Consider the following 23,784-nt stretch of genomic DNA (forward strand, 5'->3'; position numbering starts at 1 on the left):
GCGTCGGTGCGTCACCACTGGTCACGCTACGCGACCGGGGTCACCGTTGTCGGCATGACGAACCAACCCGTCCTCGCCGACGGCAACTTGAGGCGCACGTTCGAGATGCGCTTCACCTCCACCCCGCGCGGCGCACGCCTCGCCCGCCGACTGGCCGCGCACCGGCTGGACGCCTGGGGCCTCCCGTACGGCACCCGCCCGCACGAGGGGATCGTGCTGGTGCTCGGCGAGCTGACCGCCAACGCCGTGCGGCACGGTCACGTCCCCGGCCGCGACTTCCAGCTGCTGCTGTACGCGGTCGCGCCGTCCGGCCGGGTGCGGATCGAGGTCACCGACAGCCGTGGCGAGAGCACGCCCCCGGACCCGGAGGAGCTGTGTGCGCCCGGCGACGAGGACACCGGCGGCCGGGGGTTGCTGCTGGTCGCCGCCCTCGCCGAGCGCTTGGGGTGGCACCCGCGCTCTGGAGGGCCGGGCAAGACGGTGTGGGCGGAGTGCGCGTCCATCGGCCAAGACGGGCTTTAGGCCCTGTCGGTGCGCGTCCGCAGGAAGAGCGCGGCGACCGCGACTCCGAGGAGGACCAGGGCCGCGTTGACCGCGATGGCCGTCGTGACCCCGTGGTGGACGGCGCCGGCGGTGGTGGCGCCCGCGGTGCCGGCGGTGACCACGGCGGACATGACGGGCGTTCCCATGGTGATTCCGACCTGCTGGGACATCGACGCCAGGCCGGTGGCCAGGCCCTGTTCCGCGTCCGGCAGCCCGCTGGTGGCCGTGACCATGAAGCCGACGATGACGAGCATGTTGCCGACCCCGCCGATGAAGGTGGCGGGCAGCAGCAGGGCGAGGGACGCGCCGGTGGTCGTGCCGAGGAAGAGCAGCGCCGCGGTGAACGCCGCCTGGACGAGACCGCCCCCGACGAGGACGGTCACGGTGGACGTCCTGGCGAGCAGGCGGGGGGCGAGCAGCCCGCCGACGACGGTGCCCGCGCCGAGGACGCCGAAGGAGACGCCGGCCGCCAGGGGGGAGAAGCCCAGGGTCTTCTGGAGGTACAGGGTGAGCAGATAGACCAGCGAGGTCTCGGTGGCGAAGGCGAGCAGGCCCAGCAGGTTGCCCCAGGCCACGTTGCGGCGTCCGAGCGTGGCGAGCGGTATCAGCGGCGCGGCCACTGTGCGCTCGATCAGGAGGAACGCGGTGAGGAGGAGCACGCCTCCGGCCAGCCCGCCCAGTGCGAGCGGGTGGGTCCAGCCGTGCTCTCCGGCCTGGGTCATGCCGTAGACGAGACCGAGCAGACCGAGGGTGACGGTGAGCGCGCCGGGCAGGTCGAGGCGGGGGCGGGTGGCGGGCCGGGACTCCTTGACGACGGCCGGGCCGACGAGCACGACGGCGAGCGCGACGGGCACGTTGACGAAGAACGCCCAGCGCCAGGAGAGCAGGTCGGCCAGGACGCCGCCGAGGATCGCGCCGGTCGTGAAACCGGCCGACATCAGCGCACCGTTGATGCCGAGCGCCTTCTGCCGTAGGGGGCCCTCGGGGAACGAGGTCGTCAGCAGGGACAGACCCGCCGGGGTGGCGGCGGCGGTGGCCAGGCCCTGGGCGACCCGGGCGGCGAGCAGGACCTCGGGGCTGGTGGCGAGGCCGCCGAGCAGGGAGGCCAGCCCCAGCAGGGCGAGACTGCCGATGAAGATCTTCTTGCGGCCGATCAGATCGCCGATGCGGCCGAAGAACAGGGTGAAGCCCGCCGCCGACAGGGCGAACGAGGTGGCCACCCATTGCAGGTCGGCGAGGGAGAAGCCGAGTCCGTCACCGATCGCGGGCAGCGCGACGTTCAGGATCGAGAAGTCGACGGCCAGCATGAACTGGGCGACCAGCAGGACCGTGAGGATCAGTTTCGAACGGCCGGTCAGCCGCCGCGGATCGGTCTCGGCGGTGGGCGGGCCGGAGGCCGGGCCCGGACGTGCGGTCGACCGTGACACGTCTTCGGTGATGGGCATGGCGTTCCTCTCGCAGTCGCTAATGGGTCTGTTGTTCCATTACGGCTCGGAAGGTAGCACGGTGGGGGCAGTAAGGGAACCGTGGTTCCGATAAGATGGGTCTCCGCTGTGGTGACAGACAAGAGGGAGCCGTCATGCCGGACACAGCCGCCCCCGGGACCCAGCGCCCCGGAGGCCGCACCGCCCGTATCCGCGAGGCCGTCCTCCGCGTGGCGGGCGACATGCTCGCCGCCGACGGCTTCGACGCGCTGGACCTGGGGGAGGTCGCGCGCCGCGCGGGTGCCGGCAAGACGACGGTCTACCGCCGCTGGGGGAGCCCCGGGGGTCTCGCCGCCGACCTGCTGGCCGACATGGCGGAGCAGTCGCTGCCCCGGGCCGACACGGGCACGCTGGAGGACGACCTCCGGGCGAACGCGCGCCTCGTCGTCAAGACGCTCAACGACCCCCGCCAAGGCCGCCTCTTCAAGGCGCTGATCGCGGCATCCCTCTGCAACGAGCAGGCCGCCGAAGCCCTGCACCGCTTCTACGCCGTACGCGTCGACGAATGGGCCGGCTGCGTGCGGGACGCCGCCGCGCGGGGCGAAGTCCCGGACGGCACCGATCCGCACGGCGTCGTGTCGGCCGTCTCCGCTCCGCTCTACTACGCGCTGCTCAACACCGGTCGGTCCCTCACCGAGGCCGACGCCGACCGGGCGGCCCGCGCGGCGGGCGCCGCCGCGCGCGCGGGCGTGTGGGTGGCGGGGTGACCGACGAGTCTCCGGTGCGCGTGGAGATCAAGGTCAGGGCGTGATTTCCGCCCGGCGGGAAACCTGAGGCGGCATGGCGAGACTCGGAACACCACGGTCGGCGGACACCCCGGACACCCCGGCGCTCAAGCGCGCGCTGACCACCCCGCTGCTGTACTTCTTCATCCTGGGCGACGTGCTCGGCGCGGGCGTCTACGTGCTGGTCGGGCAGGTGGCCGCCGACGCCGGGGGAGCGGTGTGGGTCCCGCTCGCGGTCGCGCTGCTGCTGGCGATGCTGACCGCCGCCTCCTACGCCGAGCTGGCCACGAAGTACCCGCGGGCGGGCGGCGCCTCCCACTACGCCACCCGCGCCTTCGGACCGTTCGCCGGGTTCGTCGCGGGCTTCTGCATGCTCGCCGCCGGCATCGTCTCCGTGGCCGCGCTGGCCCGCGGTTTCGGGGGCGACTACCTGTCCGCCTTCGTGTCGCTTCCGGTGGGGCTCGTCGCCGTGCTGTTCCTTGCCCTGCTCGCCCTGGTCAACGCCCGGGGCATCAAGGAGTCGACCCGTGCCAACGTCGTCGCCACCGTCGTGGAGGTCGGCGGCCTCCTCGTCATCGTCGTCCTCGGTGCCTGGCTGCTGCTGCGCGGCGACGGCGACGTGGGCCGGCTCGGGCAGCTCGGCACGCCGGAGAAGGGCGCGGCGGCGGCCGTGCTGAGCGGCTCCGTTCTGGCGTACTACTCCTTCGTCGGCTTCGAGACGTCGGTGAACGTCGCCGAGGAGACCCGCGACCCGCGGCGCTCCTACCCGCGTGCCCTGTTCGGTGCCCTCGCCACCGCGGGCGCCGTGTACGTGCTGGTGGGCCTCGCCGCGTCCGCCGCGGTACCGACGGACCGGCTGGCGGAGTCGAGCGGGCCGCTGCTGGAGGTCGTCGAGGAGGCCGGTGGCGTCCCGACCCGGCTGTTCAGCGCGATCGCCCTCGTCGCCGTGGCCAACGGGGCGCTGCTCACCGGCATCATGTCCTCCCGCCTGGCCTACGGCATGGCCCGGGACGGGCTGCTGCCGGCCGCGCTGACCCGGGTGCTGCCGGGCCGCCGTACGCCGTGGGCCGCGATCGCCGTCACCACCCTGCTGTCGATGCTCCTCGCGCTCACCGGCAGTGTCGCCACCCTGGCGTCCACCCTGGTCCTGCTGCTGCTCGTCGTCTTCCTCATGGTCAACACGGCCGTACTCGTCCTGCGTCGCGACGCGGGCGAGGCGGACCACTTCCGCGCCCCGACCGTGCTCCCCGTCCTGGGCGCCGCCTCCTGCGTCGCGCTCGCCACGCAGATCGAGGCCGAGGTGTGGCTGCGCGGCCTGCTCGTCGTGGCCGTGGGGACGGTGCTCGCCGCGGTCGCCGCCGTACGGCGGAGCAGGGTCAAGGACGCGGCCAGGGGTGTGTAGCGCTCCGGGCCGACGCGGGCTCGCCCCGCTCGGCGTCCCGCAAGTGGCGCCCCGTGACAGAATGGACGGCCCGCACCCGCACTCCCCCTCGCACCCCTCCCCGCATCGTCCCGCCCCGAGGTTCCCGTGACCAAGCCCGCCGCCCGTGAGCCGCAGCGCCGCAACGCGCGGTCGAACCGGGCGCGCATCCTGGCCACCGCCCGCCGGGAGCTGGGGCGGAACCCGGACACCACCCTGGAGGAGCTGGCCCGCGCCGCCGGTGTCGTACGGCGCACCCTCTTCGGCCACTTCCCGGGGCGCGCGGCGCTCCTCGAAGCCCTCGCAGAGGAGGCGTCCGAGGTGCTGCGGGCCGCGATGGCCGAGGCGGCGGGCCCGGACGAACCGGCCGACCGGGCGCTCGCGCACTTCACGCTGCTGATGTGGCCCGTGGGCGACCGCTACCGCATGCTGCTGGCCCTGGCCCGGCACGACCTGGGCGAGGAGCGCGTGTCCGAGATCCTGGCCCCGGCCCGCGCGGTGGTCACCGCCATCCTGGAGCGCGGCCGGCGGGACGGCGTCTTCCCCGGCCACCTGCCCTCCGCCGTGCTCAGCGCCGGACTCGAGGCGATGGTCGTCGCGCTCCTGGAGCAGGTCAACACCGGTGCGCTGGAGGACGACGGCACCCGGGCCGCCGTGGCCATCCTCATCGCGGCCGGGGTGCCGGAGCGGCACGCGCGGGCCGTGGTCGAGAGCATGGGCCCGGCGGGGCTCGCCCCGCCCGTCCCGGCCGAGTAGGCCACCTCCCACCCGATCAGCAGGCGCCCTCGTTTGGGGGCGCCTTATTTGCACGCCTGTGTGCAACAAACTACCCTGCTCTTGTCTGCTCATCTATGGGCAATTAACTTGTCCTCGCTTGTCTCCGGGAGCCCTCCATGCCCCTACTGGCCACCACCCCCGTCGATAAGATGCCCGGGCCCTACGCCCGGCGCTGGTGGGCTCTCCTGGTGCTCTGCCTGAGCCTGCTGATCGTCGTCATGGCCAACACGTCCCTGATCGTGGCCGCCCCGGACATGACCACCGACCTGGGCCTGAGCAGCAGCGACCTGCAGTGGGTCATCGACGGCTACACCGTCCCGTACGCCGCGCTGATGCTGGTGCTCGGCGCGATCGGCGACAAGTACAGCCGTCGCGGCGCCCTGGTCACCGGTCTGGTGATCTTCGCGGGCGGTTCGGTGATGGGCAGCCTGGTCCACGAGACGGGGCTGGTCATCGCGGCCCGCGCGGTGATGGGCGTCGGCGCCGCCGTCGTCATGCCGGCCACGCTGTCCCTGCTGGTCGCGGTCTTCCCGAAGGGGGAGCGGGCCCGCGCCATCACGGCCTGGACCGCCACCTCCGGACTCGCCATCGCGGTCGGGCCGCTGGTCGCCGGATGGCTCCTGGAGGACCACGCCTGGGGCTCGACCTTCCTGGTCAACGTCCCCGTCGCGGTGCTCGCCGTCGTCGGCGCGCTGGTTCTCGTACCGCCGTCCCGGGCGGCCGGCATGGGCCGCATCGACTACGTCGGCGGCCTGCTCTCCATCGTCTCCGTCGGCAGCCTGGTCTACGCGACCATCGAGGGCCCGCACTTCGGCTGGGGCGCGGGGCCGGTCGCCGCGGCCGTCGTCGCCGGGGCCGGCCTGGTCGCCTTCGTGGCCTGGGAGCTGCGCCACCCGCACCCCATGCTGGACGTGCGCAGGTTCCTGCTGCGGCCGTTCAGCGGCTCCATGCTCGCGGTGCTGTTCTTCTTCTTCGGCACCTACGGGGCCATCTACTACGCCACGCAGTTCCTGCAGTTCGTGCTCGGCTACGGCGCGCTGGAGACCGGCGTACGGCTGCTGCCGCTGGCCGGTGCGGTGTTCGTCGGCGCGGCGGTGACCGGGCGGCTGACCCCGAGGCTGGGCGTGCGGGCCATGGTCGGCTCGGGCATGGCCATCGGCACCGTCGGTGTCTTCCTGCTGGTCCTGATCGACCAGGGCTCCGCCTACGCCGACTTCCTCGCCCCGATGCTGCTGCTCGGCCTCGCCATCGGCCTCAGCGTCTCCCCGGCCACCGACACCATCATGGGCTCCTTCCCGGAGAGCGAACTCGGCGTCGGCGGCGGCGCCAACGACACCGCGCTGGAACTCGGCGGCTCGCTGGGCATCGCCGTCCTGGGCTCCCTGCTCGGCACCTCCTACCGGGACGAACTGTCCGGCCTGGTGGGCGACCGGCTCCCGGGCGCCGCGCTGGACACCGCCCAGGACTCGGTGGGCGGCGGACTGGCCGTCGCCGAGCGGCTCGCCACCGACCCGGCCGCCGGACCCGAGCAGGCACAGGCCCTCGCCGACGCCGTGAACAAGGCCTTCGCCCACGGCGTCGCGACGACCAGCCTCGTCGGCGGCATCATCATGGCGGCCGGCACCCTGATCGTCCTCGCCGTGCTGCCCGGCCGCCGGGCCCGCCGCAAGGCCGAGGAAGAGGCGACGGAGGGCGCGGCTCAGGACCGGGAGGCCGAGCTGAGCCGCGCCCAGGGCTGAGCCGCCCCGTCACTCGGCCCGCGCGGCCAGTGCCGCCAGCTCCTCCGCCGTGCGCGGGCCCGTCGCCGAGTCCGCCAACAGGCCCCGCGCCCGCAGCAGTCCGGCCGCCGCGACGCCCCAGGGGAGCCGCAGCCCGGCCCGCCGCAGCAGGTCGGTGCGGGCCAGCGTCGCGGCGGTCGGGCCGGTGCGCACACCGTCCGGGGTGAGCAGGGCGGCGTCGTCGGACCAGCGCAGGGCGAGGTCGACGTCGTGGGTGGCCATCACCACGGTGGTGCCGCCCGCGCGCAGCCCGTCCAGGGTGGCGAGCAGCCGCTCCTGCCCGTCCGGGTCGAGCCCGGCGGTCGGCTCGTCGAGGATCAGCACCCGGGGCCGCATCGCGACCGCCCCGGCGATCGCGGTGCGCTTGCGCTGCCCGTACGACAGCAGGTGCGTGGGCCGGTCGGCCAGCGCCGCGATGTCCAGCGCGGCGAGTGCCTCCCCGACCCGGGACCTGACCTCCGCGTCGGGCAGCCCCAGGTTCAGCGGACCGAAGGACACGTCCTGGCCGACCGAGGCCGCGAAGAGCTGGTCGTCCGGGTCCTGCACCACCAGTTGCACCGTGGTCCGCAGCCGGGTCAGCCCCTTGCGGTCGTAGGACACCGGCTCCCCGCCGAGCGTCAACGTCCCCGCACGCGGCCGCAGTCCGCCGCTGAGCAGCCGCATCAGCGTCGTCTTGCCGCTGCCGTTGCGGCCGAGGAGCGCCAGCGCCCGCCCCTCGCGCACCGCGAAGTCCAGGCCCCTCAGCACGTCCGGGCCCTCCTCGTACCCGAACGACGCGCCCCGCAGGGCGACCAGGGCCACTTCCGGTGACTGCGCCGGATCGCTCACGACAGGGGTCCTTCCAGTACGAGGGTGAGGCCGGCCAGCGCCGCCAGCAGGGCGACGCTCACCGCCGTGAACGGCACCGAGACACGGGCCTCGGGCACCAGCACCCGCAGGGTGCCGTCGTAGCCGCGCCCGGCGAGCCCCGACTGGAGCCGCGCCGCCCGGTCGAAGGCCCGCACGAACGCGGTGGCGCCGAGCCCGCCGAGCGAACGCCAGGACGCCGCCCGGGTGGTGTGCCCGAGCCGCGCGGCCTGCGCTTCCCGGATGCGGCGCACGGAGTCCAGCAGCAGGAAACTCATCCGGTACGTCACCAGCGCCACGTCCACGACCGGCGCGGGCACCCCGGCCCGCACCAGGCGCGGCAACAGGTCGGACATCGGTGTGGTGAACGCGAACAGCAGCACCCCCAGCGACGCCGCCGAGGTGCGCAGCAGCAGCTCACCCGCGCGCACCGCACCGCCGTCGGCCGCCGTCAGGAACCCGTCCGGGCCGCCGACCTGCACCAGCAGCGGCAGCGCCCCCGTCACACAGAAGCCCAGCGGCACCCGGTAGGCCCGCCACAGCCGGCGTCCGGGCACGCCCGCCGGGCCGAGCAGCACCGTCAGCGCCGTCACCAGCACCAGCGCCGCACCCGGCCAGGGCGGCAGCGAGATCGCGAGCACGGTCAGGCCGAGACCGAGCACGGCCTTGTCCACGGGATGGCGGCGCCGCCAGCGACTGGCGTGCGCCGCCGCGTCGATCGGCAGCACTCAGTCCCCTTCGGGGGTGTCCCGCGGTGCCGCCGCGGCCTCGGAAGACGCCGCCGCCCGCTGCTCGCCCTGCCGCCGGCCCCGGCGCAGCCCGAAGTAGTACGCCAGCACGCCCGCGCCGAGCGCGGCCTGCAGCGCGAACAGCGCCGACTCGACCTCCCCGGAGGGGGGTTCGTACAACGGGGAGAACCACGGCTCGTAGTCCGGTTCGATCTCGGTGATCGCGGTCTCCGCCTCCGCGTCGGCCCCGGTGAACGGCTCCTCCTTGTGGTCCCCGAGCCCCAGCACCAGCGGCAGCACCGCCAGCGCGGCCACGGCGAGCAGCAGCAGGGTGTTGATCTTCGCGTTGCGGCTCATCGGGCCACCGCCTCCGGCTTCCGCTCGCCGGACCGGGTCAGCAGCACGCCCAGCCGGGTCAGTTCGCCCTTGCTGGACTGCACGAGCAGCCGCATCACGATCACCGTGAGCAGGCCCTCGCTCACCGCGAGCGGGAGCTGCGTGACGGCGAAGATGGACCCGAACTTGCCGAGCGCGCCCAAGAATCCGCTGCTCGGGTCGGGGAAGGCCAGCGCCAGCTGCACGCTGGTGACGCAGTACGTCGACAGGTCGGCGACGAACGCCCCGAAGAACACGGTGACCATCAGCGGCACGTCCCAGCGGCGCAGCAGCCGGTAGACGCCGTACCCGGCCCAGGGGCCGACGATCGCCATCGAGAAGACGTTGGCGCCGAGCGTGGTCAGCCCGCCGTGGGCGAGCAGCAGCGCCTGGAAGAGCAGGGTGATGGTGCCCAGGACCGCCATGACCGGCGGCCGGAACAGGATCGCGCCCAGGCCGGTGCCGGTGGGATGGGAGCAACTTCCGGTGACGGACGGCAGTTTCAGCGCCGACAGGACGAACGTGAAGGCTCCGGAGGCGCCGAGGAGCAGTGTGCTCTCCGGGTGCTCCCTGACCTCACGGGTGAGTGACCGGACTCCGTGGACGACGAACGGCGCGGACGCGACACCCCAGGCGATCGCGTGCGCCGGTGGCAGAAAGCCCTCGGCTATGTGCATGGCTCAGCAGACCCTCTCCAGCACCTCGTGGATGGACGACGCGCCTTGGCCGGTCTCCTGGCTTACGGGTACCACCGCCCGTGCTCCGCCTTCCCGGACCGCAAGCGGTCCAGTGGCTGCCCCTGAGGGCCGGAGCCGGACTTCCCGATTCACAGTGGCGAGGGCCGCACCGGCATCACACCGGATTTCCCGTTCACCAAGGCGTGGCGACAGTAGTGCGCCCACGGGGGTGGACACAAGCAGGCCTCGGTCCTGCGCAAACGCCCGCCGCCGTGCGCGGGGGCCGCGCCGCCGTCAGTGGGAGCGGCCCCGCCCGGGCCGTCGGAGCACCATGTCCCGCATCCGGGTGGTCAGCGCGGTGGCGGCGGCGGTGAGGAAGACGAAGCGGTACGTGATCCGCGGGACGGTCACCACCCGCGCGGCCTGGCCCCGCGGGGCGATGTCCCCGTACCCGACGGTGGCGAGCGTCACCACGGTGAAGTACAGCGCGTCGATCCTGGTGTGCGGGCCGTGGAACTCGCCCGGCGACTTGGCCAGTGCGTGGTACGTGGCGGAGAAGACGCGCACGGACAGGACGATCAGCAGCGAGATGAACACCCCCGGGCCGGCTGTCCGGGTGGTCGAGGGGGAGCAGGAAGCAGGCCACGACCACGGCGGCCGCGATCCCTGCCCGTACGAGCCAGGGCCGTACGGCGTCCCAGCCGGTGCGGGGGCCGGCCCGGGGCGGGGCGCGGGGGCGGATGCGGGGCCCGGCGGTCCGTCACCGCGCCGCTCCCGCTTTCGACGCCCCGCCCGCCCCGGACTCGGTCCGGCGCACCAGTTGGGCGACGATGAAGGCGACCACCGAGGCCATGACGATCAGCGGCGTCTGGTCGTGGGCGTCCCGGCCCATCAGCAGCACCGCCAGGACCGAGCTGGCCAGCGGCAGCCCCGTCACCGCGGCCGCCGCGGCGGCGATGCCGAGGGCGAGCGCCGGGGCCGTGCCGAAGCCGGGCAGCCTGGAGCAGGCCAGGGCCGTCGCCGCGCCCAGCAGCACGGACGGGAAGATCGGGCCGCCGCGCAGCGCACCCAGCGCGATGCCCCAGGCCAGCCCCTTGCACACGACCAGCGCGACCAGGGCCCCCACGGACCAGGCGTGCGGGTGCGCGGCCAGTTGGGCGAGGGTGGCCTGCCCGGACAGCGCCGCCTCGGCCGGTGAACGGCCGGTGATCAGCGCGTACGCGGCGACGCAGACGCCGACCGCGGTGGCGCAGGCGACGGTGCGCGCGGCCGTGCGGTGCCGGGTCCAGGTGACGGTGCGCCGGCCCAGCTCGCGGGCCAGCGTGACCAGTACGGCGATCAGGGCGGCGGTGGGCAGGCCCCACAGGAAGTCGCCCGCGTCCGGACTGGCCTGGGGCGGCAGGTCGGGCAGGGCCAGCGCGCCGATCTCCAGCCCCGTCCACTGACCGAAGCCGGTGAAGACCAGGGCACCCGTCGCGCTGGCCAGCAGACAGGGCAGCAGCAGCGCGACCATCCGGGCGCCGGCCAGTCCAGCCCCCTCGATGAGCAGGACCGCCGCCGCCACCGGACCGCCGAGGATGGTGGAGATCGCGGCGGTGGAGCCGGCCGTGGCCAGGATCGCGCTCGCCCGCCGGTCGGCGCCCGCGCCCGCCCGCCGCACCGCCAGCAGCGCCAGCCCGCTGCCGACGGCCATGAGCGGCGCCTCGGGACCCAGCACCACGCCGAGCGGCAGCGTGGCCAGCGCGGCCAGCACCGCGCCGGGCAGCGCGCGGGGGCCGACGGGCGCCCCGCCCAGGCCGTTGACCGGGAGGTGGCCGCCGCCGCCCGGCATCCGGGTCACGATCGGCGCCAGGACCAGCCCGGCGAGGACCAGCGCGGGCAGCGGCCACCACCAGGGCGGGGTGTCGTAACCGGCCGCCTCGGGCAGCGAGGTCCACACCCAGTGCTGCAACTCGTGCTGGAGCCCGACGAAGAAGAAGCAGGCCAGCGCGATCGGAACGCCCAGCAGCACACACAGCAGCAACAGCCGCCGATAGCCGGGGCTGAGCAGAGTCTCCCGCAACGACTGCTCGGCCCGCTCCGGAGCAGCCCCCGCCGGCGCGGTCACGGACGCCACCCGCACGGACCCCACCGGGCCGGCGACCCGTGCCGGGCAAGCGGGTTTCGCCGGCGCAGTGGCCCCCGCCGGGACGGCGTGGCGCGGCGGATCAGCGGTCGTCGGCGGGGCGGTGAGCCGTGGCGGGGTCGCGAGCCCTGCCGGGGCAGCGGCCGACTTGTCACACGCCCTCCTTCTTCCGCGCCGCGGGCCGTCGGTCGCCGGGGGCCGCGGGTGTGGCTCAGTCAACGCGAGGCCGCTGCCGCCCGCATGCGCACGCCCGGCGCGCGGTTCACCCGTCCGGCGGACCCGCCTGGCCGGGGAGCGCGGGCGCCCGCAGGCTCTAACCGACCTGGCGGTGCCGACGGCACCGGCGGGCAGCAGCCCCGTACGGGGGACACAGAAAGGACTCCGCTCATGAGCCAGCACGCCGAACCCTCTCCCGGCCGGCCGTCCCACGGCGGCGACGCCTCCTGGGCCCAGCGCTCGGGCGGCCGCACCAGCGGCTGGGTGACCGGCGGTGTCGTCTTCGCGGGCGTACTGCTGCTGCTGAACGGCGCGCTCGCCGTCCTCCAGGGCATCGCGGCCATCGCCGAGGACGACGTGTACGCCCGTATCGGCACCTACGTCTACGAGATGAGCCTGACCGGCTGGGGGATCGTCCACGTCATCCTGGGCGCCCTCGTGTTCGTCACCGGATTCGGCGTGCTCAAGGACATGGCCTGGGCGCGGGTGGCGGGCATCGTCCTCGCCTCGCTGAGCCTGATCGCCCAGTTCCTGTTCCTGCCGTACGCGCCCGTCTGGTCCGTGATCATGATGGCGATCGACGTGTTCGTGATCTGGGCCCTGGCCAGCCGCCAGGACCACCCGTCCCGCGCCTGAGGCTCCACGCCCACGACGACGGTCACCCCGCGCCCGCGGTGGTGACCGTCGTCGTGTCCGGGCTCAGCGGCGGCGCAGGCTCCGGGCCAGTGCCGTCGCCGCCGCCGCGGTGCCCACGGCGGCCGCACCCGTGGCCGCGAGGGCCAGGGCCCGGGCCCGGGGCCCCGGCGCGGCCGGACGGGCGCCCGGCGCGGTGCCGTACGCACTGCCCGGCGTCCCGGCACCGGCCGCGGGGGCCGGCAGGGCCGAGGCCAGCAGCTCCGCCAGGTGCACGCCCTCGTGGCCGCCGCTGTCGAACTCGTGGATCTGGGTACGGCAGCTGAAGCCGTCCGCGAGGACGACGGTCGACGCGTCCTCCTCCCGCAGCCGCGGCAGCAGCACCCGCTCCGCACACGCCTCACTGACGTCCAGGTGACCGCGCTCGAAGCCGAAGTTGCCGGCCAGCCCGCAGCACCCGGAGTCCAGCCGTTCCGCGTCCACCCCGGCCCGGCGCAGCAGCTCCTGGTCGGCCTCCCAGCCGAGCACCGCGTGCTGGTGGCAGTGCACCTGGGCCAGCGCCCGCGCGGACCGGTCAGGGACCCGCGGCGGCCGGTAACCCGGGGAGTGCTCGGTGAGCAGCTCCGACAGCGTCACCGTCCGCTCGGCCAGCCGCAGCACGTCCTGGTCGCCGGGGAACAGCTCGGCCGCGTCCGCCCGGAACACCGCCGTGCAGCTCGGCTCCAGAGCCACCACCAGGCCGCCCGCCCGCACATGGCCGGCCAGGGAGCGCACGGTGCGGGTGAGAACCTTCTCCGCCGTCCCGAGCTGACCGGTGGAGATCCAGGTCAGCCCGCAGCACAGCGGCTCGTGCGGCAGCTCCACCCGCCACCCGGCGTGTTCCAGGACCCGGACCGCCGCCTGTCCGATGTGCGGGTGGAAGTGGTTGGTGAAGGTGTCGGGCCACAGCAGCACGGACCCGCGGCGGCCGTCGCCCTCCGGCTCGTGCTCCGCGAACCACTGCTCGAAGGTCCGCTCCGCGAACAGCGGCACCTCCCGGTCCGCCACCCCCGCCACCAGCACCGCGGCCTTCGACAGCAGGGGCGCGTGCGTGAGCGCGTTGACGACCGGGGCCAGCCGGGTGCGGCCCACCACCTGCGCGAGCGCCGGCAGCCAGCCCATCGACCAGTCCGAGCGCGGCCTGCGCCACGGCCGGCCCTCGTAGTGGTGGGACAGGAACTCCGCCTTGTACGTGGCCATGTCCACGTCCGCCGGACAGTCCTTCTTGCACCCCTTGCAGGCCAGGCACAGATCGAGCGCGTCCTTGACCGCATCCGAGCGCCAGCCGTCCCGGATCGCGCCGTCCCCGTGCCCGTCGAGCATCTCGAACAGCAGCCGGGCCCGGCCCCGCGTCGAGTGCTCCTCCTCGCGGGTCACCTGGTACGACGGGCACATCACCGTGCCGTCGCTGGTGTGCTGCCGGCACTTGCCGACCCCGACGCAGCGATTGGCCGCCTGCGCGAACGAACCCCCGTCGTGCGGGAACCGGAAGTGCAGGTCGCGGGGTTCGAACGGGGCCCAGTCACCACCGAGCCGCAGGTTCTCGTCCAGCCCGTACGCGGCGACGACCTTCCCGGGGTTCATCCGGTCCAGCGGGTCGAAGACGGCCTTCAGCCGCCCGAACGCCTCGACCAGCCGGTCGCCGAACATCCGGGACAGCAACTCGCCCCGGCTCTGCCCGTCCCCGTGCTCCCCGGACAGCGAGCCGCCGAACTCGACGACGAGGTCGGCCGCCCGCTCCATGAATCTCCGGTACGTCGCCACCCCGTCCGCGGTGTACAGGTCGAACGGGATCCGGGTGTGCACGCACCCCTGTCCGAAGTGGCCGTACAGGCTCGGACCGGTGTCGCTCAGGTATCCGAACTCCTCGAACAGCGCGCGCAGCCGGCGCAGGTAGTCGCCCAGCCGCTCGGGCGACACCGCCGAGTCCTCCCAGCCCTCGAAGGTGTCGGGCCTGCCCGGGATGTGCGCGGTGGCGCCCAGCCCCGCCTCGCGCACCTGCCACAGGTCCTCCTCGTGCGACGGGTCGTCCAGGAACGCGCAGTCGGCGTCGTGCTCGGAGCGGTGCACGGCCGCCAGCATCCGGTGCGCCCGCGCGTCGGCCTCCTCGACGGTGTCGCCGCCGAACTGCACCATCAGATAGGCGTTGCCCTCCGGCATCTGGGCCAGCGCCTCGGAATTCAGGTGCTTGATCCGCTCGTCGCGGACCAGCCGGGCGTCGACGCCCTCCAGCGCGATCGGGTCGTGCGGCAGGATGTCGGGCACCGCGTCGGCGGCCTTGTCGATGGTGTCGAACCCCAGCACCAGCAGGGAGCGTTCCTTCACCACCGGTACCAGCTCCAGCTCCGCCCGCAACACCGTGACCAGCGTCGACTCACTGCCCACCAGCAGACCGGCCACGTCGAAGCCGTGCTCCGGCAGCAGGGAGTCCAGGTTGTAGCCGGAGACCCGGCGCGGGACGTCCGGGAACCGGCGGCGGATCTCGTCCCCGTAGGTGTCGCGCAGCGCGCGCAGCCGCCGGTAGACGGTCGCCCGCAGATCGCCCTGCCGCTCGATCTCGGCGTACTCCTCGTCGTCCGTCTCCCCGCACCAGAAGCGGGTGCCGTCGTAGAGCAGCACCTCCAGCCGGGCGATGTTGTCGACCACCTTGCCGTGCGCCTGCGCGGTGGCACCGCAGGAGTTGTTGCCGATCATGCCGCCGAGGGTGCAGTTGGCGTGGGTGGCGGGCTCGGGACCGTAGCGCAGCCCGTGCGGCGCGAGCTGCCGGTTCAGGTCGTCGAGCACGATCCCGGGCTGCACGACGCAGGTGCGGGCGTCGGGGTCCACCGACTCGATCCGGGTGCAGTACTTCGACCAGTCGAGGACCACGCCCGCGTTGGTGCACTGCCCGGCCAGGCTGGTCCCGCCGCCGCGCGACAGCACGGGCGCGCCGAACTCCCGCGCCACGGCCACCGCCTCCGCGCCGGCCTCCGGGGTGTGCGGGACGACCACGCCGATCGGTGTCTGGCGGAAGTTCGACGCGTCCGTGGAGTAGGCGGCCCGGCTCCCGGCGTCGAACCTGACCTCACCGTCGACCCGCTCGCGCAGGGCGGCCTGGAGCGAGGGGGTGTCGACCGGCGGCGGAGCCCCCTCGCGCGTGACGGGTTCGGGCAGATCCAGCGCACCCATGGGCACTCCTTCGTGGGTCGGCGTACGTCCGCCGGCGCGACAGTGGTGTCCGCGCGGGCGCGACGGCCGTCGCTGAGTACCCGGCCCGGCGCCGGACAATCACCGCACACGGTGCGTCGCCAACCGTGTCGCTGTTGGGCCGAACGGGTGACTTGGCGTAAGAATTGGCTGGTGCAGGCAATGAAGGCGAGTGAAATCGGGGGAGCCGGTGAACAGCCACGACGTCACCGATGAACAGTGGGAAGGGCTCGCCCAGGTCGTGCCGCTGCGGGGGCGCGACGCCTGGCCGTCGGCGGTCGGTCACCGGGCGATGCCGGAGGCGGAGACGGAGCGCCGCCGCCGTTTCGTCGTGCTCAGGGTCAACGTGTTCGCGGACGCCCGCGAGGTCGCCGAGACCCTGATGGCCGGGATCCCGGTGCTCCTGGACCTCACGAGCGCCGAGGGCGAGGTCGCCAAGCGGGTCCTGGACTTCAGCACCGGCGTCGTCTTCGGCCTGGCCAGCGGGATGCACCGGGTGGACCGCAACGTCTTCCTGCTGACCCCGGCGGGCACCGAGGTGAACGGGCTGATGGAGAGTGCGGTGGGGGTTCCGGGAGTGTGACGGTCCGGCCCTGGCCGGCCGGTCCCCCGATCGTAGGAAAGCCGTACGGGCAAAACGGTTCGCCGTCCGGAAGGGTCCTACGGTCCGCATATGGCAGCGTCACCTGCGTCCTCCGCGTCACGCGCGTCCTCCGCGTCCCCTGCGCCCTCCGGCTCGTCCGGGTCGTCCGCGTCCGTCGCGCCGCTTTCCGGCCGCCCCCGCGTCACCCAGCTGCGGCTGTCCGCCTTCGCCGGGCACCGGCGCGCCGTGCTGCGGCTCGGGCCGCTCACCGTGCTCGCCGGGCCCAGCGGCAGCGGCAAGACCAGCGCGCTCAGGGCCTACGACGCCCTGGCCCGGCTCGGCGGCGGCGCGGAACTCGGCGCGGTGTTCCCGGACCCGGCGGGCTGCGTGCCCGAACGGGCCCGGCCCGACGCGCAGCGCCGACGGGGCTTCCGCATCGGCTGCACCGCCGACGGGGCCGAGGGACAGGTGCACCTGGACGTCGCCGTGCAGGCCGAGCCCGAGCTGCGCATCGTGGGGGAGCGGCTGACGGTGGACGGCGTGGTGCTCCTGGAGACCGCGCTGCGCGACCCCGGCCGCCGTACCGTGCAGGCGGCCTGGCACACGGCCGGGTCGGCACCCGTGACCCGCGCCCCGCTGCCGGACGACCGGCTCGGCACCCCGCTGCTGCCGCTGCGGGTGGCCGGCAAGACGGACGGGCAGCGCAGGGTGCTCGCGGCGGCCGAGCAGATGGTGGTCGCCCTGCGCTCCGTCTTCGCCTGCGACCCCCGGCCGGGCCGGATGCGGGAGCCCGTGCCCACCGGCTCCGGGCGCCTGCTCGGCGGCTGCGACAACCTCGCCGACGTACTGTGGCGCACCCGCGCCGAGTGCGGCCGGCGGCACGCGCAGTTCGTCACGGCGGTACGGGCCGGATGCGCGGGCCCCGTCGAGGACGTGCTGGCCGAACCGGGTCTCGGCGGCGTGGTCCGCGCCCTCCTCGACCGGGGCGACGGCGTCCGTACCGGCCTGGCCCGCCTCGGCTACGGCGAGCTGCGCTACCTCGCCCTCGCCCTGGTGCTGTTCACCGGGCCCGGCGTGCTGGAGGTCGACCCGGCCGGCGAGGTGCCCGCCGCGCTGCAGACGCTCACCGTCCTCGCCGACGGTTTCGACCGCGGGCTGGACGTGCGCCAGCGCGCCGAACTGCTCCGGCTGGCGGCGCGGATGTGCGACCGCGGGCACATCCGCTTCGTCGGAGCGGTCGCCGACGCGTCGTGGGTGGCGGGAGCCGCCGGGGAGGCGGGGGCGGACGGGGCGGGCGGCGTCACGGTGGTACACCTGAACCCGTGACCGATCACCCCCGTGACCTCGCGGCCCTGCGGCGCAGGCTGGCCGAGTTCGCCGCCGCGCGCGACTGGCAGCCGTACCACACCCCCAAGAACCTGGCCGCCGCGTTGAGCGTGGAGGCCTCCGAACTCCTGGAGATCTTCCAGTGGTCGACCCCCGAGCAGTCGGCCCGGGTCATGACCGACCCGGACACCGCCCACCGGGTGCGGGACGAGGTCGCCGACGTGCTGGCGTACCTCCTCCAGTTCTGCGAGGTGCTCGGCGTCGACCCGCTGGCCGCGCTGGAGGCGAAGATCGAGCGCAACGAGTCCCGGTTCCCCGTGGGCGAGGCGGGCGATCCGGAAGGCTGAGGCCGGGGGAGCCAACCACTCCGTTATCACTCTCCGCAGTTGCGATCCGGCCAGAAATCGCCATGGTATCCACAGATTTCCGCCTTCCTCTGGCTTTTCGCCCCACACGCCTTCACTCTGGGTAGTGAATAACGGAGTTCGGGCGGACGCGCCGCGAGCGCGTCGGAACAGACGGGGGCAGCGCATGGACGCTGTGCGGCTCATCGTGACGAGTGGGCGTGCCCTGGCAGCCGGTGGCGAGGTGCCGGACGTGCTGACTGAGGTGTGGCAGGTGCAGGCGCTGGCCCAGGCGATCGGCAGCCGGCTGGCCGTCCACGGCCCGCCCGAACTGCGCGGCGAGGCCATCGGGTTGACCGAGCTGGCGGGCCGCGGCTGCGGAGTGCTGCACACTCCTGAGCTGGCCCCCGGTGAGCTGCGCGCCGCCCAGCTCACCGAACTGGGCGACGCCCGGCAGGCCCTGATGCGCCTGGGCACCCTGCTCGGCGAGACCGGGATCGCGCTCGTGGGCGTGGCCTGCGCCGCGGACGACGAGGCGACGTACTGGCAGTGCATGGAGGCCATCGACGCGGCGGACGAGTCACGGGACCGGGTCCTGGAGATGCTCCGCAAACTGGCCGACCGCGACGCGCACTTACCCGAGCGGGAGGAGGTGCACTTACCCGAGCGGGAGGCGGGCTAGGGAGCGGCCCGCGCGCCGGGCTCCGCGCGTCGCGACCGGAGCCTGTGCCGGACACCCGGACCGAGCAGGCAGGATGGGAGACATGGATCTCCGTATCTTCACCGAGCCCCAGCAGGGGGCCACCTACGACACCTTGCTCGCCGTGGCCAAGGCCACCGAGGACCTCGGCTTCGACGCCTTCTTCCGCAGCGACCACTACCTCCGCATGGGCGCCGTGGACGGCCTCCCCGGCCCCACGGACGCCTGGATCACCCTCGCCGGCCTCGCCCGGGAGACCAAGCGCATCCGTCTCGGCACCCTCATGACCGCGGGCACCTTCCGGCTGCCCGGCGTCCTCGCCATCCAGGTCGCCCAGGTCGACCAGATGTCGGGCGGCCGCATCGAGCTGGGCCTGGGCGCGGGCTGGTTCGAGGAGGAGCACAAGGCGTACGGCATCCCCTTCCCGAAGGAGAAGATCGGCCGCCTGGAGGAGCAGCTGGCGATCGTCACCGGCCTGTGGGCCACCGAGACGGGCAAGACCTTCGACTTCCACGGCAGGTTCTACGACCTCACCGACTCGCCCGCGCTGCCCAAGCCCGCGCAGGCCAAGGTGCCCGTGCTCATCGGCGGCCACGGCGCCACCCGCACCCCGCGGCTGGCCGGACAGTACGCCGACGAGTTCAACATGCCGTTCGCCTCGATCGAGGACACCGAGCGCCAGTTCGGCCGGGTGCGGGCCGCCGCCGAGGCGGCCGGCCGCGGCGCGGACGCCCTCACCTACTCCAACGCCCTCGTCGCCTGCGTCGGCAAGGACGACGCCGAGGTCGCCCGGCGCGCCGCCGTCATCGGCCGCGAGGTCGAGGAGCTGAAGGCCAACGGCCTCGCGGGCTCCCCGGCCGAGGTCGTCGAGAAGATCGGCCGCTACGCCGAGGCCGGCGCCCAGCGGATCTACCTCCAGATCCTCGACCTCGACGACCTGGACCACCTGGAGCTGATCGCCGCCCAGGTCCAGTCGCAACTGGCCTGAGACCGCCTGCCGGACAGCCGGATAACCGAAGGCGCCGGTCACCCGCCCTGTGCGATGGTGTGACCGTCGTCCTGCCGGAGCCCCTGGGGAACACCCCCTGGGGGCTCTCGTGCGCACGGCGTCCACGCAGTCGTCCCTCGCACCCCCGACCCGGCCGGAGAGGCCCATGTTCCTGACCATCACCACCACCGGCACCCCCGAGCACCCCGCGACCGACCTCGGTTACCTGCTGCACAAGCATCCCGACAACGCGCAGGCGTTCTCCACCTCCTTCGGCACGGCCCACGTGCTCTACCCCGAGGCGGAGGAGCAGCGCTGCACGGCGGCGCTGCTGCTGGAGGTCGACGCGGTGGCGCTGGTCAGGCGCGGCAAGGGCAAGGGCCGCGGCGGCGCCCCCGACGCGGCACTCGCGCAGTACGTCAACGACCGCCCGTACGCCGCCTCGTCCCTCCTCGCCGTGGCGCTGAGCAACGTCTTCTCCAGCGCGATGCGCGGCGTGTGCAAGGCCCGCCCCGAGCGCGCCGCCCGGCCGCTGCCGCTGCGCGTCGAGATCCCGGCGCTGCCCGCCCGCGGCGGCCCCGGCCTGGTCCGGCGCCTGTTCGAGCCGCTCGGCTGGGCGGTCGCCGTCGAGGCCGTCCCGCTGGACACCGAGTTCCCCGAGTGGGGCGACTCGCGCTACGTCCGGCTCGTGCTGGAGTCCGCGACCCTCACTCTCTCGGGCGCCCTGCGCCACCTGTACGTCCTCCTCCCGGTGCTCGACGACGCCAAGCACTACTGGGTCTCCCCGGACGAGGTCGACAAGCTGCTGCGGGCCGGCGAGGGCTGGCTGTCCGGCCACCCGGAGCAGAAGCTGATCACCAGCCGCTATCTGTCCCGCCGCTGGTCCCTGACCCGCGAGGCGATGGACCGGCTGGAGCTGATCAGGCTGGCCGAGACCGACGACAGCGAGGTCGAGGAGATCGACAACGCGGTGGAGGCGGAGGCCGAGCAGGAGGAGAAGCCCACCCCGCTCGCCGTGCACCGCCGCGAGGCGATCCTCACCGCGCTGCGCGAGCAGGCCGCCGCCCGCGTCCTCGACCTGGGCTGCGGTGAGGGGCACCTGGTGCGCGAGCTGCTCAAGGAGCCGCGGTTCACCGAGATCGCCGGCGTGGACGTGTCGGTGCGCGCGCTCACCATCGCCTCCCGGCGGCTCGGGCTGGACCGCATGGGCGAGCGGCAGGCCGCGCGCGTCCGGCTCTTCCAGGGTTCCCTCGCCTACACCGACAAGCGCCTCAAGGGGTACGACGCCGCCGTGCTCAGCGAGGTGATCGAGCACCTCGACCTGCCGCGGCTGCCCGCCCTGGAGTACGCCGTCTTCGGCTCGGCGCGCCCCCGCACCGTCGTCGTCACCACCCCCAACGTCGAGTACAACGTGCGCTGGGAGAGCCTGCCCGCCGGTCACGTCCGCCACCGCGACCACCGCTTCGAGTGGACCCGCGAGGAGTTCCGCGCCTGGGCCGGGACGGTCGCCGAACGGCACGGCTACGGCGTGGAGTTCCGCCCCGTCGGACCCGACGACCCCGAGGTGGGGCCGCCCACCCAGCTGGCCCTGTTCACCCTGAAGACCACGACCGAGAGCCCGACCGACACCCCGGCCACCACCGCGACCGCGACCGAGAAGGAGGCGAAGGCCGCATGAGTACCGCGGACACCACCCGCGCCACCGGAGACAGCGCCGTGCGGGCCCGCGCCCTGCCCGTCACCGACCTCTCCCTCGTCGTGCTGATCGGCGCCTCCGGCTCCGGCAAGTCCACCTTCGCCCGGCGCCACTTCAAGCCGACCGAGGTCATCTCCTCCGACTTCTGCCGGGGCCTGGTCGCCGACGACGAGAACGACCAGAGCGCCAGCCGCGACGCCTTCGACGTCCTGCACTACATCGCGGGCAAGCGGCTCGCCGCCGGCCGCCGCACCGTGGTCGACGCGACCAACGTGCAGCAGGACGCCCGGCGTCAGCTGATCGACCTGGCCAGGAAGCACGACGTGCTGCCCATCGCCATCGTCCTCGACGTGCCCGAGCAGGTCTGTGCCGAGCGCAACGCCACCCGCACCGACCGCGCCGACATGCCCCGCCGGGTCATCCAGCGCCACACCCGCGAACTCCGCCGCTCGCTGCGCCACCTGGAGCGTGAGGGCTTCCGCAAGGTGCACGTGCTGCGCGGTACCGCGGAGGCCGAGCACGCCACCGTCGTCACCGAGAAGCGCTTCAACGACCTCACCCACCTCACCGGCCCCTTCGACATCGTCGGCGACATCCACGGCTGCGCCGCCGAGCTGGAGACCCTGCTCGGCAAGCTCGGCTACACCGACGGCGTCCACCCCGAGGGCCGCACCGCCGTCTTCGTCGGCGACCTCGTCGACCGCGGCCCGGACAGCCCCGGCGTGCTGCGCCGCGTGATGTCCATGGTCAAGACGGGCAACGCCCTGTGCGTGCCGGGCAACCACGAGAACAAGTACGGCCGCTTCCTGAAGGGCCGCAAGGTCCAGCACACCCACGGACTCGCCGAGACCGTCGAGCAGATGGAGGGGGAGAGCGAGGAGTTCCGCGCCGAGGTACGGGAGTTCATCGACGGCCTGGTCAGCCACTACGTCCTCGACGGCGGCCGGCTGGTGGTCTGCCACGCCGGTCTGCCCGAGAAGTACCACGGCCGCACCTCCGGCCGGGTCCGCTCGCACGCCCTGTACGGCGACACCACCGGCGAGACCGACGAGTTCGGGCTGCCGGTGCGCTACCCGTGGGCCGAGGACTACCGGGGCCGCGCGGCCGTCGTCTACGGCCACACCCCGGTCCCGGAGGCCACCTGGCTCAACAACACCATCTGCCTGGACACCGGCGCCGTCTTCGGCGGCAAGCTCACCGCGCTGCGCTGGCCGGAGCGCGAGCTGGTCGACGTACCCGCCGAGCGGGTCTGGTACGAGCCGGCCAAGCCGCTGCGCACCGAGGCGCCCGGCGGGCACGACGGCCGCCCGCTGGACCTGGCCGACGTCCAGGGCCGCCGCACGGTGGAGACCCGGCACGCCGGGCGGATCACCGTGCGCGAGGAGAACGGCGCGGCGGCCCTGGAGGTCATGAGCCGCTTCGCCACCGACCCCCGTCTGCTGCCGTACCTCCCGCCGACCATGGCCCCGACCGCCGCCTCCGGGGTGGACGGCTACCTGGAGCACCCGAAGGAGGCCTTCGCGCAGTACGCGGCCGACGGCGTCGCGCGGGTGGTGTGCGAGGAGAAGCACATGGGCTCGCGGGCGGTGGCCCTGGTCTGCCGCGACGCGGACGCGGCCCGCGCCCGTTTCGGGGTCGACGGGCCGTCCGGCTCCCTCTACACCCGTACCGGCCGCCCCTTCCTCGACGACGCATCCGTCACCGAGGAGATCCTCGACCGGCTGCGCACCGCCGTCGGCGAGGCCGGCCTGTGGGACGAACTGGCCACCGACTGGCTGCTGCTCGACACCGAGCTGATGCCGTGGTCGCTGAAGGCGTCCGGGCTGCTGCGCTCCCAGTACGCCGCCGTGGGCGCCGCCTCCGGCGCGGTCTTCCCGGGCGCGCTGGCCGCACTGGAGGGCGCCGCGGCACGCGGCGTCGAGGTGCGGGACCTCCTCGACCGCCAGCGCGAACGGGCGGCCGACGCGGCCGCCTTCACCGACGCCTACCGCCGCTACTGCTGGCCCACCGACGGCCTCGACGGCGTCCGCCTGGCCCCGTTCCAGATCCTCGCCGTCCAGGGCCGCAGCCTGGCCGCTCTGCCGCACGACGAGCAGCTCGCCCTGATCGACCGGCTTGTCGAGCACGACGGCAGCGGCCTGCTGCACACCACCCGCCGCCTCCACGTCGACACCGGTGACCCCGAGTCGGTGGCGGCGGGCGTCGACTGGTGGCTGGAGATGACCGGCCGCGGCGGCGAGGGCATGGTGGTCAAGCCCGTCGGCGCCCTCGTGCGGGACGGGAAGGGCCGCCTGGTGCAGCCCGGCATCAAGTGCCGCGGCCGCGAGTACCTGAGGATCATCTACGGTCCCGAGTACACCCGCCCCGACAACCTCGCCCGGCTCAGGCACCGGTTCCTGAACCACAAGCGGTCCCTGGCGATCCGCGAGTACGCCCTCGGCCTGGAGGCCCTGGACCGCCTCGCGGACGGCGAGCCGCTGTGGCGCGTGCACGAGGCGGTGTTCGGGGTGCTGGCCCTGGAGTCGGAGCCGGTGGACCCGCGGCTGTGACACACGTTTTCGGCCGAGTTGCCCGTGGGGGGCGACTCGGCCGGAC

At 74.0% G+C, this 23,784-nt stretch carries 21 protein-coding genes and 1 riboswitch; of the genes, 13 read left to right on the forward strand and 8 right to left on the reverse strand.

Annotated features, from left to right (window positions below; translation table 11 throughout):
• Window positions 1–54 precede the first annotated feature (54 nt).
• Window positions 55–522 (forward strand): ATP-binding protein, encoded by a 468-nt coding sequence (locus tag ACZ6IM_RS08895; protein WP_469555346.1) that lies wholly within the window; start codon window positions 55–57, stop codon window positions 520–522.
• Here ACZ6IM_RS08895 and ACZ6IM_RS08900 read toward each other — a convergent pair.
• Window positions 519–1,988, reverse strand: a complete 1,470-nt coding sequence (locus tag ACZ6IM_RS08900; RefSeq protein ID WP_469555349.1) for an MFS transporter — start codon at window positions 1,986–1,988, stop codon at window positions 519–521. The two genes, ACZ6IM_RS08895 and ACZ6IM_RS08900, sit on opposite strands and share 4 nt — an antisense overlap.
• A gap of 134 nt (window positions 1,989–2,122) precedes the next feature.
• Here ACZ6IM_RS08900 and ACZ6IM_RS08905 point away from each other — a divergent pair, with 134 nt between their 5' ends.
• From ACZ6IM_RS08905 to ACZ6IM_RS08920, 4 genes are all read left to right on the forward strand, one after another.
• Window positions 2,123–2,734, forward strand: a complete 612-nt coding sequence (locus tag ACZ6IM_RS08905; protein WP_469555352.1) for a TetR/AcrR family transcriptional regulator — start codon at window positions 2,123–2,125, stop codon at window positions 2,732–2,734.
• Between the two features lie 73 nt (window positions 2,735–2,807).
• Complete coding sequence (locus ACZ6IM_RS08910) at window positions 2,808–4,154, forward strand: APC family permease (RefSeq protein ID WP_469555354.1); 1,347 nt, start codon at window positions 2,808–2,810, stop codon at window positions 4,152–4,154.
• Window positions 4,155–4,280: 126 nt separating this feature from the next.
• The gene (locus ACZ6IM_RS08915; protein WP_052840016.1) at window positions 4,281–4,928 is read left to right on the forward strand and encodes a TetR/AcrR family transcriptional regulator; all 648 of its coding nucleotides are present in this window, start codon (window positions 4,281–4,283) and stop codon (window positions 4,926–4,928) included.
• A 137-nt stretch (window positions 4,929–5,065) separates the two neighbouring features.
• Window positions 5,066–6,688 carry an MFS transporter gene (locus tag ACZ6IM_RS08920; RefSeq protein WP_469555359.1) on the forward strand — a complete coding sequence of 541 codons (1,623 nt, stop codon included), beginning with the start codon at window positions 5,066–5,068 and terminating at the stop codon, window positions 6,686–6,688.
• Window positions 6,689–6,697: 9 nt separating this feature from the next.
• Here ACZ6IM_RS08920 and ACZ6IM_RS08925 read toward each other — a convergent pair whose 3' ends face one another.
• The 6 genes from ACZ6IM_RS08925 to ACZ6IM_RS08950 form a co-directional block, all read right to left on the reverse strand.
• Entirely contained in the window at window positions 6,698–7,555 is an 858-nt protein-coding gene (locus tag ACZ6IM_RS08925) for an ATP-binding cassette domain-containing protein (protein ID WP_052840014.1), read from the reverse strand.
• Entirely contained in the window at window positions 7,552–8,301 is a 750-nt protein-coding gene (gene cbiQ, locus ACZ6IM_RS08930) for a cobalt ECF transporter T component CbiQ (protein ID WP_052840013.1), read from the reverse strand. The genes ACZ6IM_RS08925 and cbiQ overlap by 4 nt, the downstream gene beginning before the upstream one ends.
• Entirely contained in the window at window positions 8,302–8,658 is a 357-nt protein-coding gene (locus ACZ6IM_RS08935; RefSeq protein ID WP_052840012.1) for an energy-coupling factor ABC transporter substrate-binding protein, read from the reverse strand.
• Window positions 8,655–9,353: an energy-coupling factor ABC transporter permease gene (locus tag ACZ6IM_RS08940; protein ID WP_052840011.1), complete on the reverse strand. Its 699-nt coding sequence runs from the start codon at window positions 9,351–9,353 to the stop codon at window positions 8,655–8,657. Before ACZ6IM_RS08940 ends, ACZ6IM_RS08935 begins: the two co-directional genes overlap by 4 nt.
• Window positions 9,354–9,383: 30 nt before the next feature.
• Window positions 9,384–9,569, reverse strand: a riboswitch (cobalamin riboswitch).
• A gap of 78 nt (window positions 9,570–9,647) precedes the next feature.
• A complete protein-coding gene (locus tag ACZ6IM_RS08945) occupies window positions 9,648–9,950 on the reverse strand; it encodes a potassium channel family protein (protein ID WP_469555364.1) in 303 nt (100 codons plus the stop codon).
• Between the two features lie 163 nt (window positions 9,951–10,113).
• Window positions 10,114–11,460: a chloride channel protein gene (locus ACZ6IM_RS08950; RefSeq protein WP_469555368.1), complete on the reverse strand. Its 1,347-nt coding sequence runs from the start codon at window positions 11,458–11,460 to the stop codon at window positions 10,114–10,116.
• Between the two features lie 405 nt (window positions 11,461–11,865).
• Between ACZ6IM_RS08950 and ACZ6IM_RS08955 the strand changes: the two genes are divergently transcribed.
• Window positions 11,866–12,330, forward strand: a complete 465-nt coding sequence (locus ACZ6IM_RS08955) for a DUF7144 family membrane protein (protein WP_052840010.1) — start codon at window positions 11,866–11,868, stop codon at window positions 12,328–12,330.
• 63 nt (window positions 12,331–12,393) lie between these two features.
• Here ACZ6IM_RS08955 and ACZ6IM_RS08960 read toward each other — a convergent pair whose 3' ends face one another.
• Window positions 12,394–15,534 (reverse strand): FAD-binding and (Fe-S)-binding domain-containing protein, encoded by a 3,141-nt coding sequence (locus ACZ6IM_RS08960; RefSeq protein ID WP_469555372.1) that lies wholly within the window; start codon window positions 15,532–15,534, stop codon window positions 12,394–12,396.
• 208 nt (window positions 15,535–15,742) lie between these two features.
• Here ACZ6IM_RS08960 and ACZ6IM_RS08965 point away from each other — a divergent pair, with 208 nt between their 5' ends.
• The 7 genes from ACZ6IM_RS08965 (at window position 15,743) to ACZ6IM_RS08995 (ending at window position 23,738) form a co-directional block, all read left to right on the forward strand.
• Window positions 15,743–16,135, forward strand: a complete 393-nt coding sequence (locus ACZ6IM_RS08965) for a cell division protein SepF (RefSeq protein ID WP_052840009.1) — start codon at window positions 15,743–15,745, stop codon at window positions 16,133–16,135.
• A gap of 90 nt (window positions 16,136–16,225) precedes the next feature.
• Window positions 16,226–17,461: an AAA family ATPase gene (locus tag ACZ6IM_RS08970; protein ID WP_052840008.1), complete on the forward strand. Its 1,236-nt coding sequence runs from the start codon at window positions 16,226–16,228 to the stop codon at window positions 17,459–17,461.
• The gene (locus ACZ6IM_RS08975) at window positions 17,458–17,808 is read left to right on the forward strand and encodes a nucleotide pyrophosphohydrolase (protein ID WP_052840007.1); all 351 of its coding nucleotides are present in this window, start codon (window positions 17,458–17,460) and stop codon (window positions 17,806–17,808) included. Before ACZ6IM_RS08970 ends, ACZ6IM_RS08975 begins: the two co-directional genes overlap by 4 nt.
• 184 nt (window positions 17,809–17,992) lie before the next feature.
• Window positions 17,993–18,487 (forward strand): DUF6099 family protein, encoded by a 495-nt coding sequence (locus tag ACZ6IM_RS08980; RefSeq protein WP_052840006.1) that lies wholly within the window; start codon window positions 17,993–17,995, stop codon window positions 18,485–18,487.
• An 82-nt stretch (window positions 18,488–18,569) separates the two neighbouring features.
• Complete coding sequence (locus ACZ6IM_RS08985; protein WP_469555378.1) at window positions 18,570–19,493, forward strand: LLM class F420-dependent oxidoreductase; 924 nt, start codon at window positions 18,570–18,572, stop codon at window positions 19,491–19,493.
• 166 nt (window positions 19,494–19,659) lie between these two features.
• A complete protein-coding gene (locus tag ACZ6IM_RS08990; RefSeq protein WP_469555381.1) occupies window positions 19,660–21,171 on the forward strand; it encodes a 3' terminal RNA ribose 2'-O-methyltransferase Hen1 in 1,512 nt (503 codons plus the stop codon).
• On the forward strand, window positions 21,168–23,738 hold the full coding sequence (locus tag ACZ6IM_RS08995) for a polynucleotide kinase-phosphatase (RefSeq protein WP_469555383.1): 2,571 nt from the start codon (window positions 21,168–21,170) through the stop codon (window positions 23,736–23,738). Before ACZ6IM_RS08990 ends, ACZ6IM_RS08995 begins: the two co-directional genes overlap by 4 nt.
• The last annotated feature ends 46 nt before the right edge of the window (window positions 23,739–23,784 follow it).

It is taken from the genome of Streptomyces sp. NPDC042336 (assembly GCF_055581985.1).

Excerpts from the sequence above, each read along its gene's own strand:
- ACZ6IM_RS08895 (WP_469555346.1), top strand. The coding sequence starts at position 55 with ATGACGAACCAACCCGTCCTCGCCGACGGCAACTTGAGGCGCACGTTC.
- ACZ6IM_RS08900 (WP_469555349.1), bottom strand. The coding sequence starts at position 1,988 with ATGCCCATCACCGAAGACGTGTCACGGTCGACCGCACGTCCGGGCCCG.
- ACZ6IM_RS08905 (WP_469555352.1), top strand. The coding sequence starts at position 2,123 with ATGCCGGACACAGCCGCCCCCGGGACCCAGCGCCCCGGAGGCCGCACC.
- ACZ6IM_RS08910 (WP_469555354.1), top strand. The coding sequence starts at position 2,808 with ATGGCGAGACTCGGAACACCACGGTCGGCGGACACCCCGGACACCCCG.
- ACZ6IM_RS08920 (WP_469555359.1), top strand. The coding sequence starts at position 5,066 with ATGCCCCTACTGGCCACCACCCCCGTCGATAAGATGCCCGGGCCCTAC.
- ACZ6IM_RS08935 (WP_052840012.1), bottom strand. The coding sequence starts at position 8,658 with ATGAGCCGCAACGCGAAGATCAACACCCTGCTGCTGCTCGCCGTGGCC.
- ACZ6IM_RS08940 (WP_052840011.1), bottom strand. The coding sequence starts at position 9,353 with ATGCACATAGCCGAGGGCTTTCTGCCACCGGCGCACGCGATCGCCTGG.
- ACZ6IM_RS08955 (WP_052840010.1), top strand. The coding sequence starts at position 11,866 with ATGAGCCAGCACGCCGAACCCTCTCCCGGCCGGCCGTCCCACGGCGGC.
- ACZ6IM_RS08960 (WP_469555372.1), bottom strand. The coding sequence starts at position 15,534 with ATGGGTGCGCTGGATCTGCCCGAACCCGTCACGCGCGAGGGGGCTCCG.
- ACZ6IM_RS08970 (WP_052840008.1), top strand. The coding sequence starts at position 16,226 with ATGGCAGCGTCACCTGCGTCCTCCGCGTCACGCGCGTCCTCCGCGTCC.
- ACZ6IM_RS08980 (WP_052840006.1), top strand. The coding sequence starts at position 17,993 with ATGGACGCTGTGCGGCTCATCGTGACGAGTGGGCGTGCCCTGGCAGCC.
- ACZ6IM_RS08985 (WP_469555378.1), top strand. The coding sequence starts at position 18,570 with ATGGATCTCCGTATCTTCACCGAGCCCCAGCAGGGGGCCACCTACGAC.
- ACZ6IM_RS08990 (WP_469555381.1), top strand. The coding sequence starts at position 19,660 with ATGTTCCTGACCATCACCACCACCGGCACCCCCGAGCACCCCGCGACC.
- ACZ6IM_RS08995 (WP_469555383.1), top strand. The coding sequence starts at position 21,168 with ATGAGTACCGCGGACACCACCCGCGCCACCGGAGACAGCGCCGTGCGG.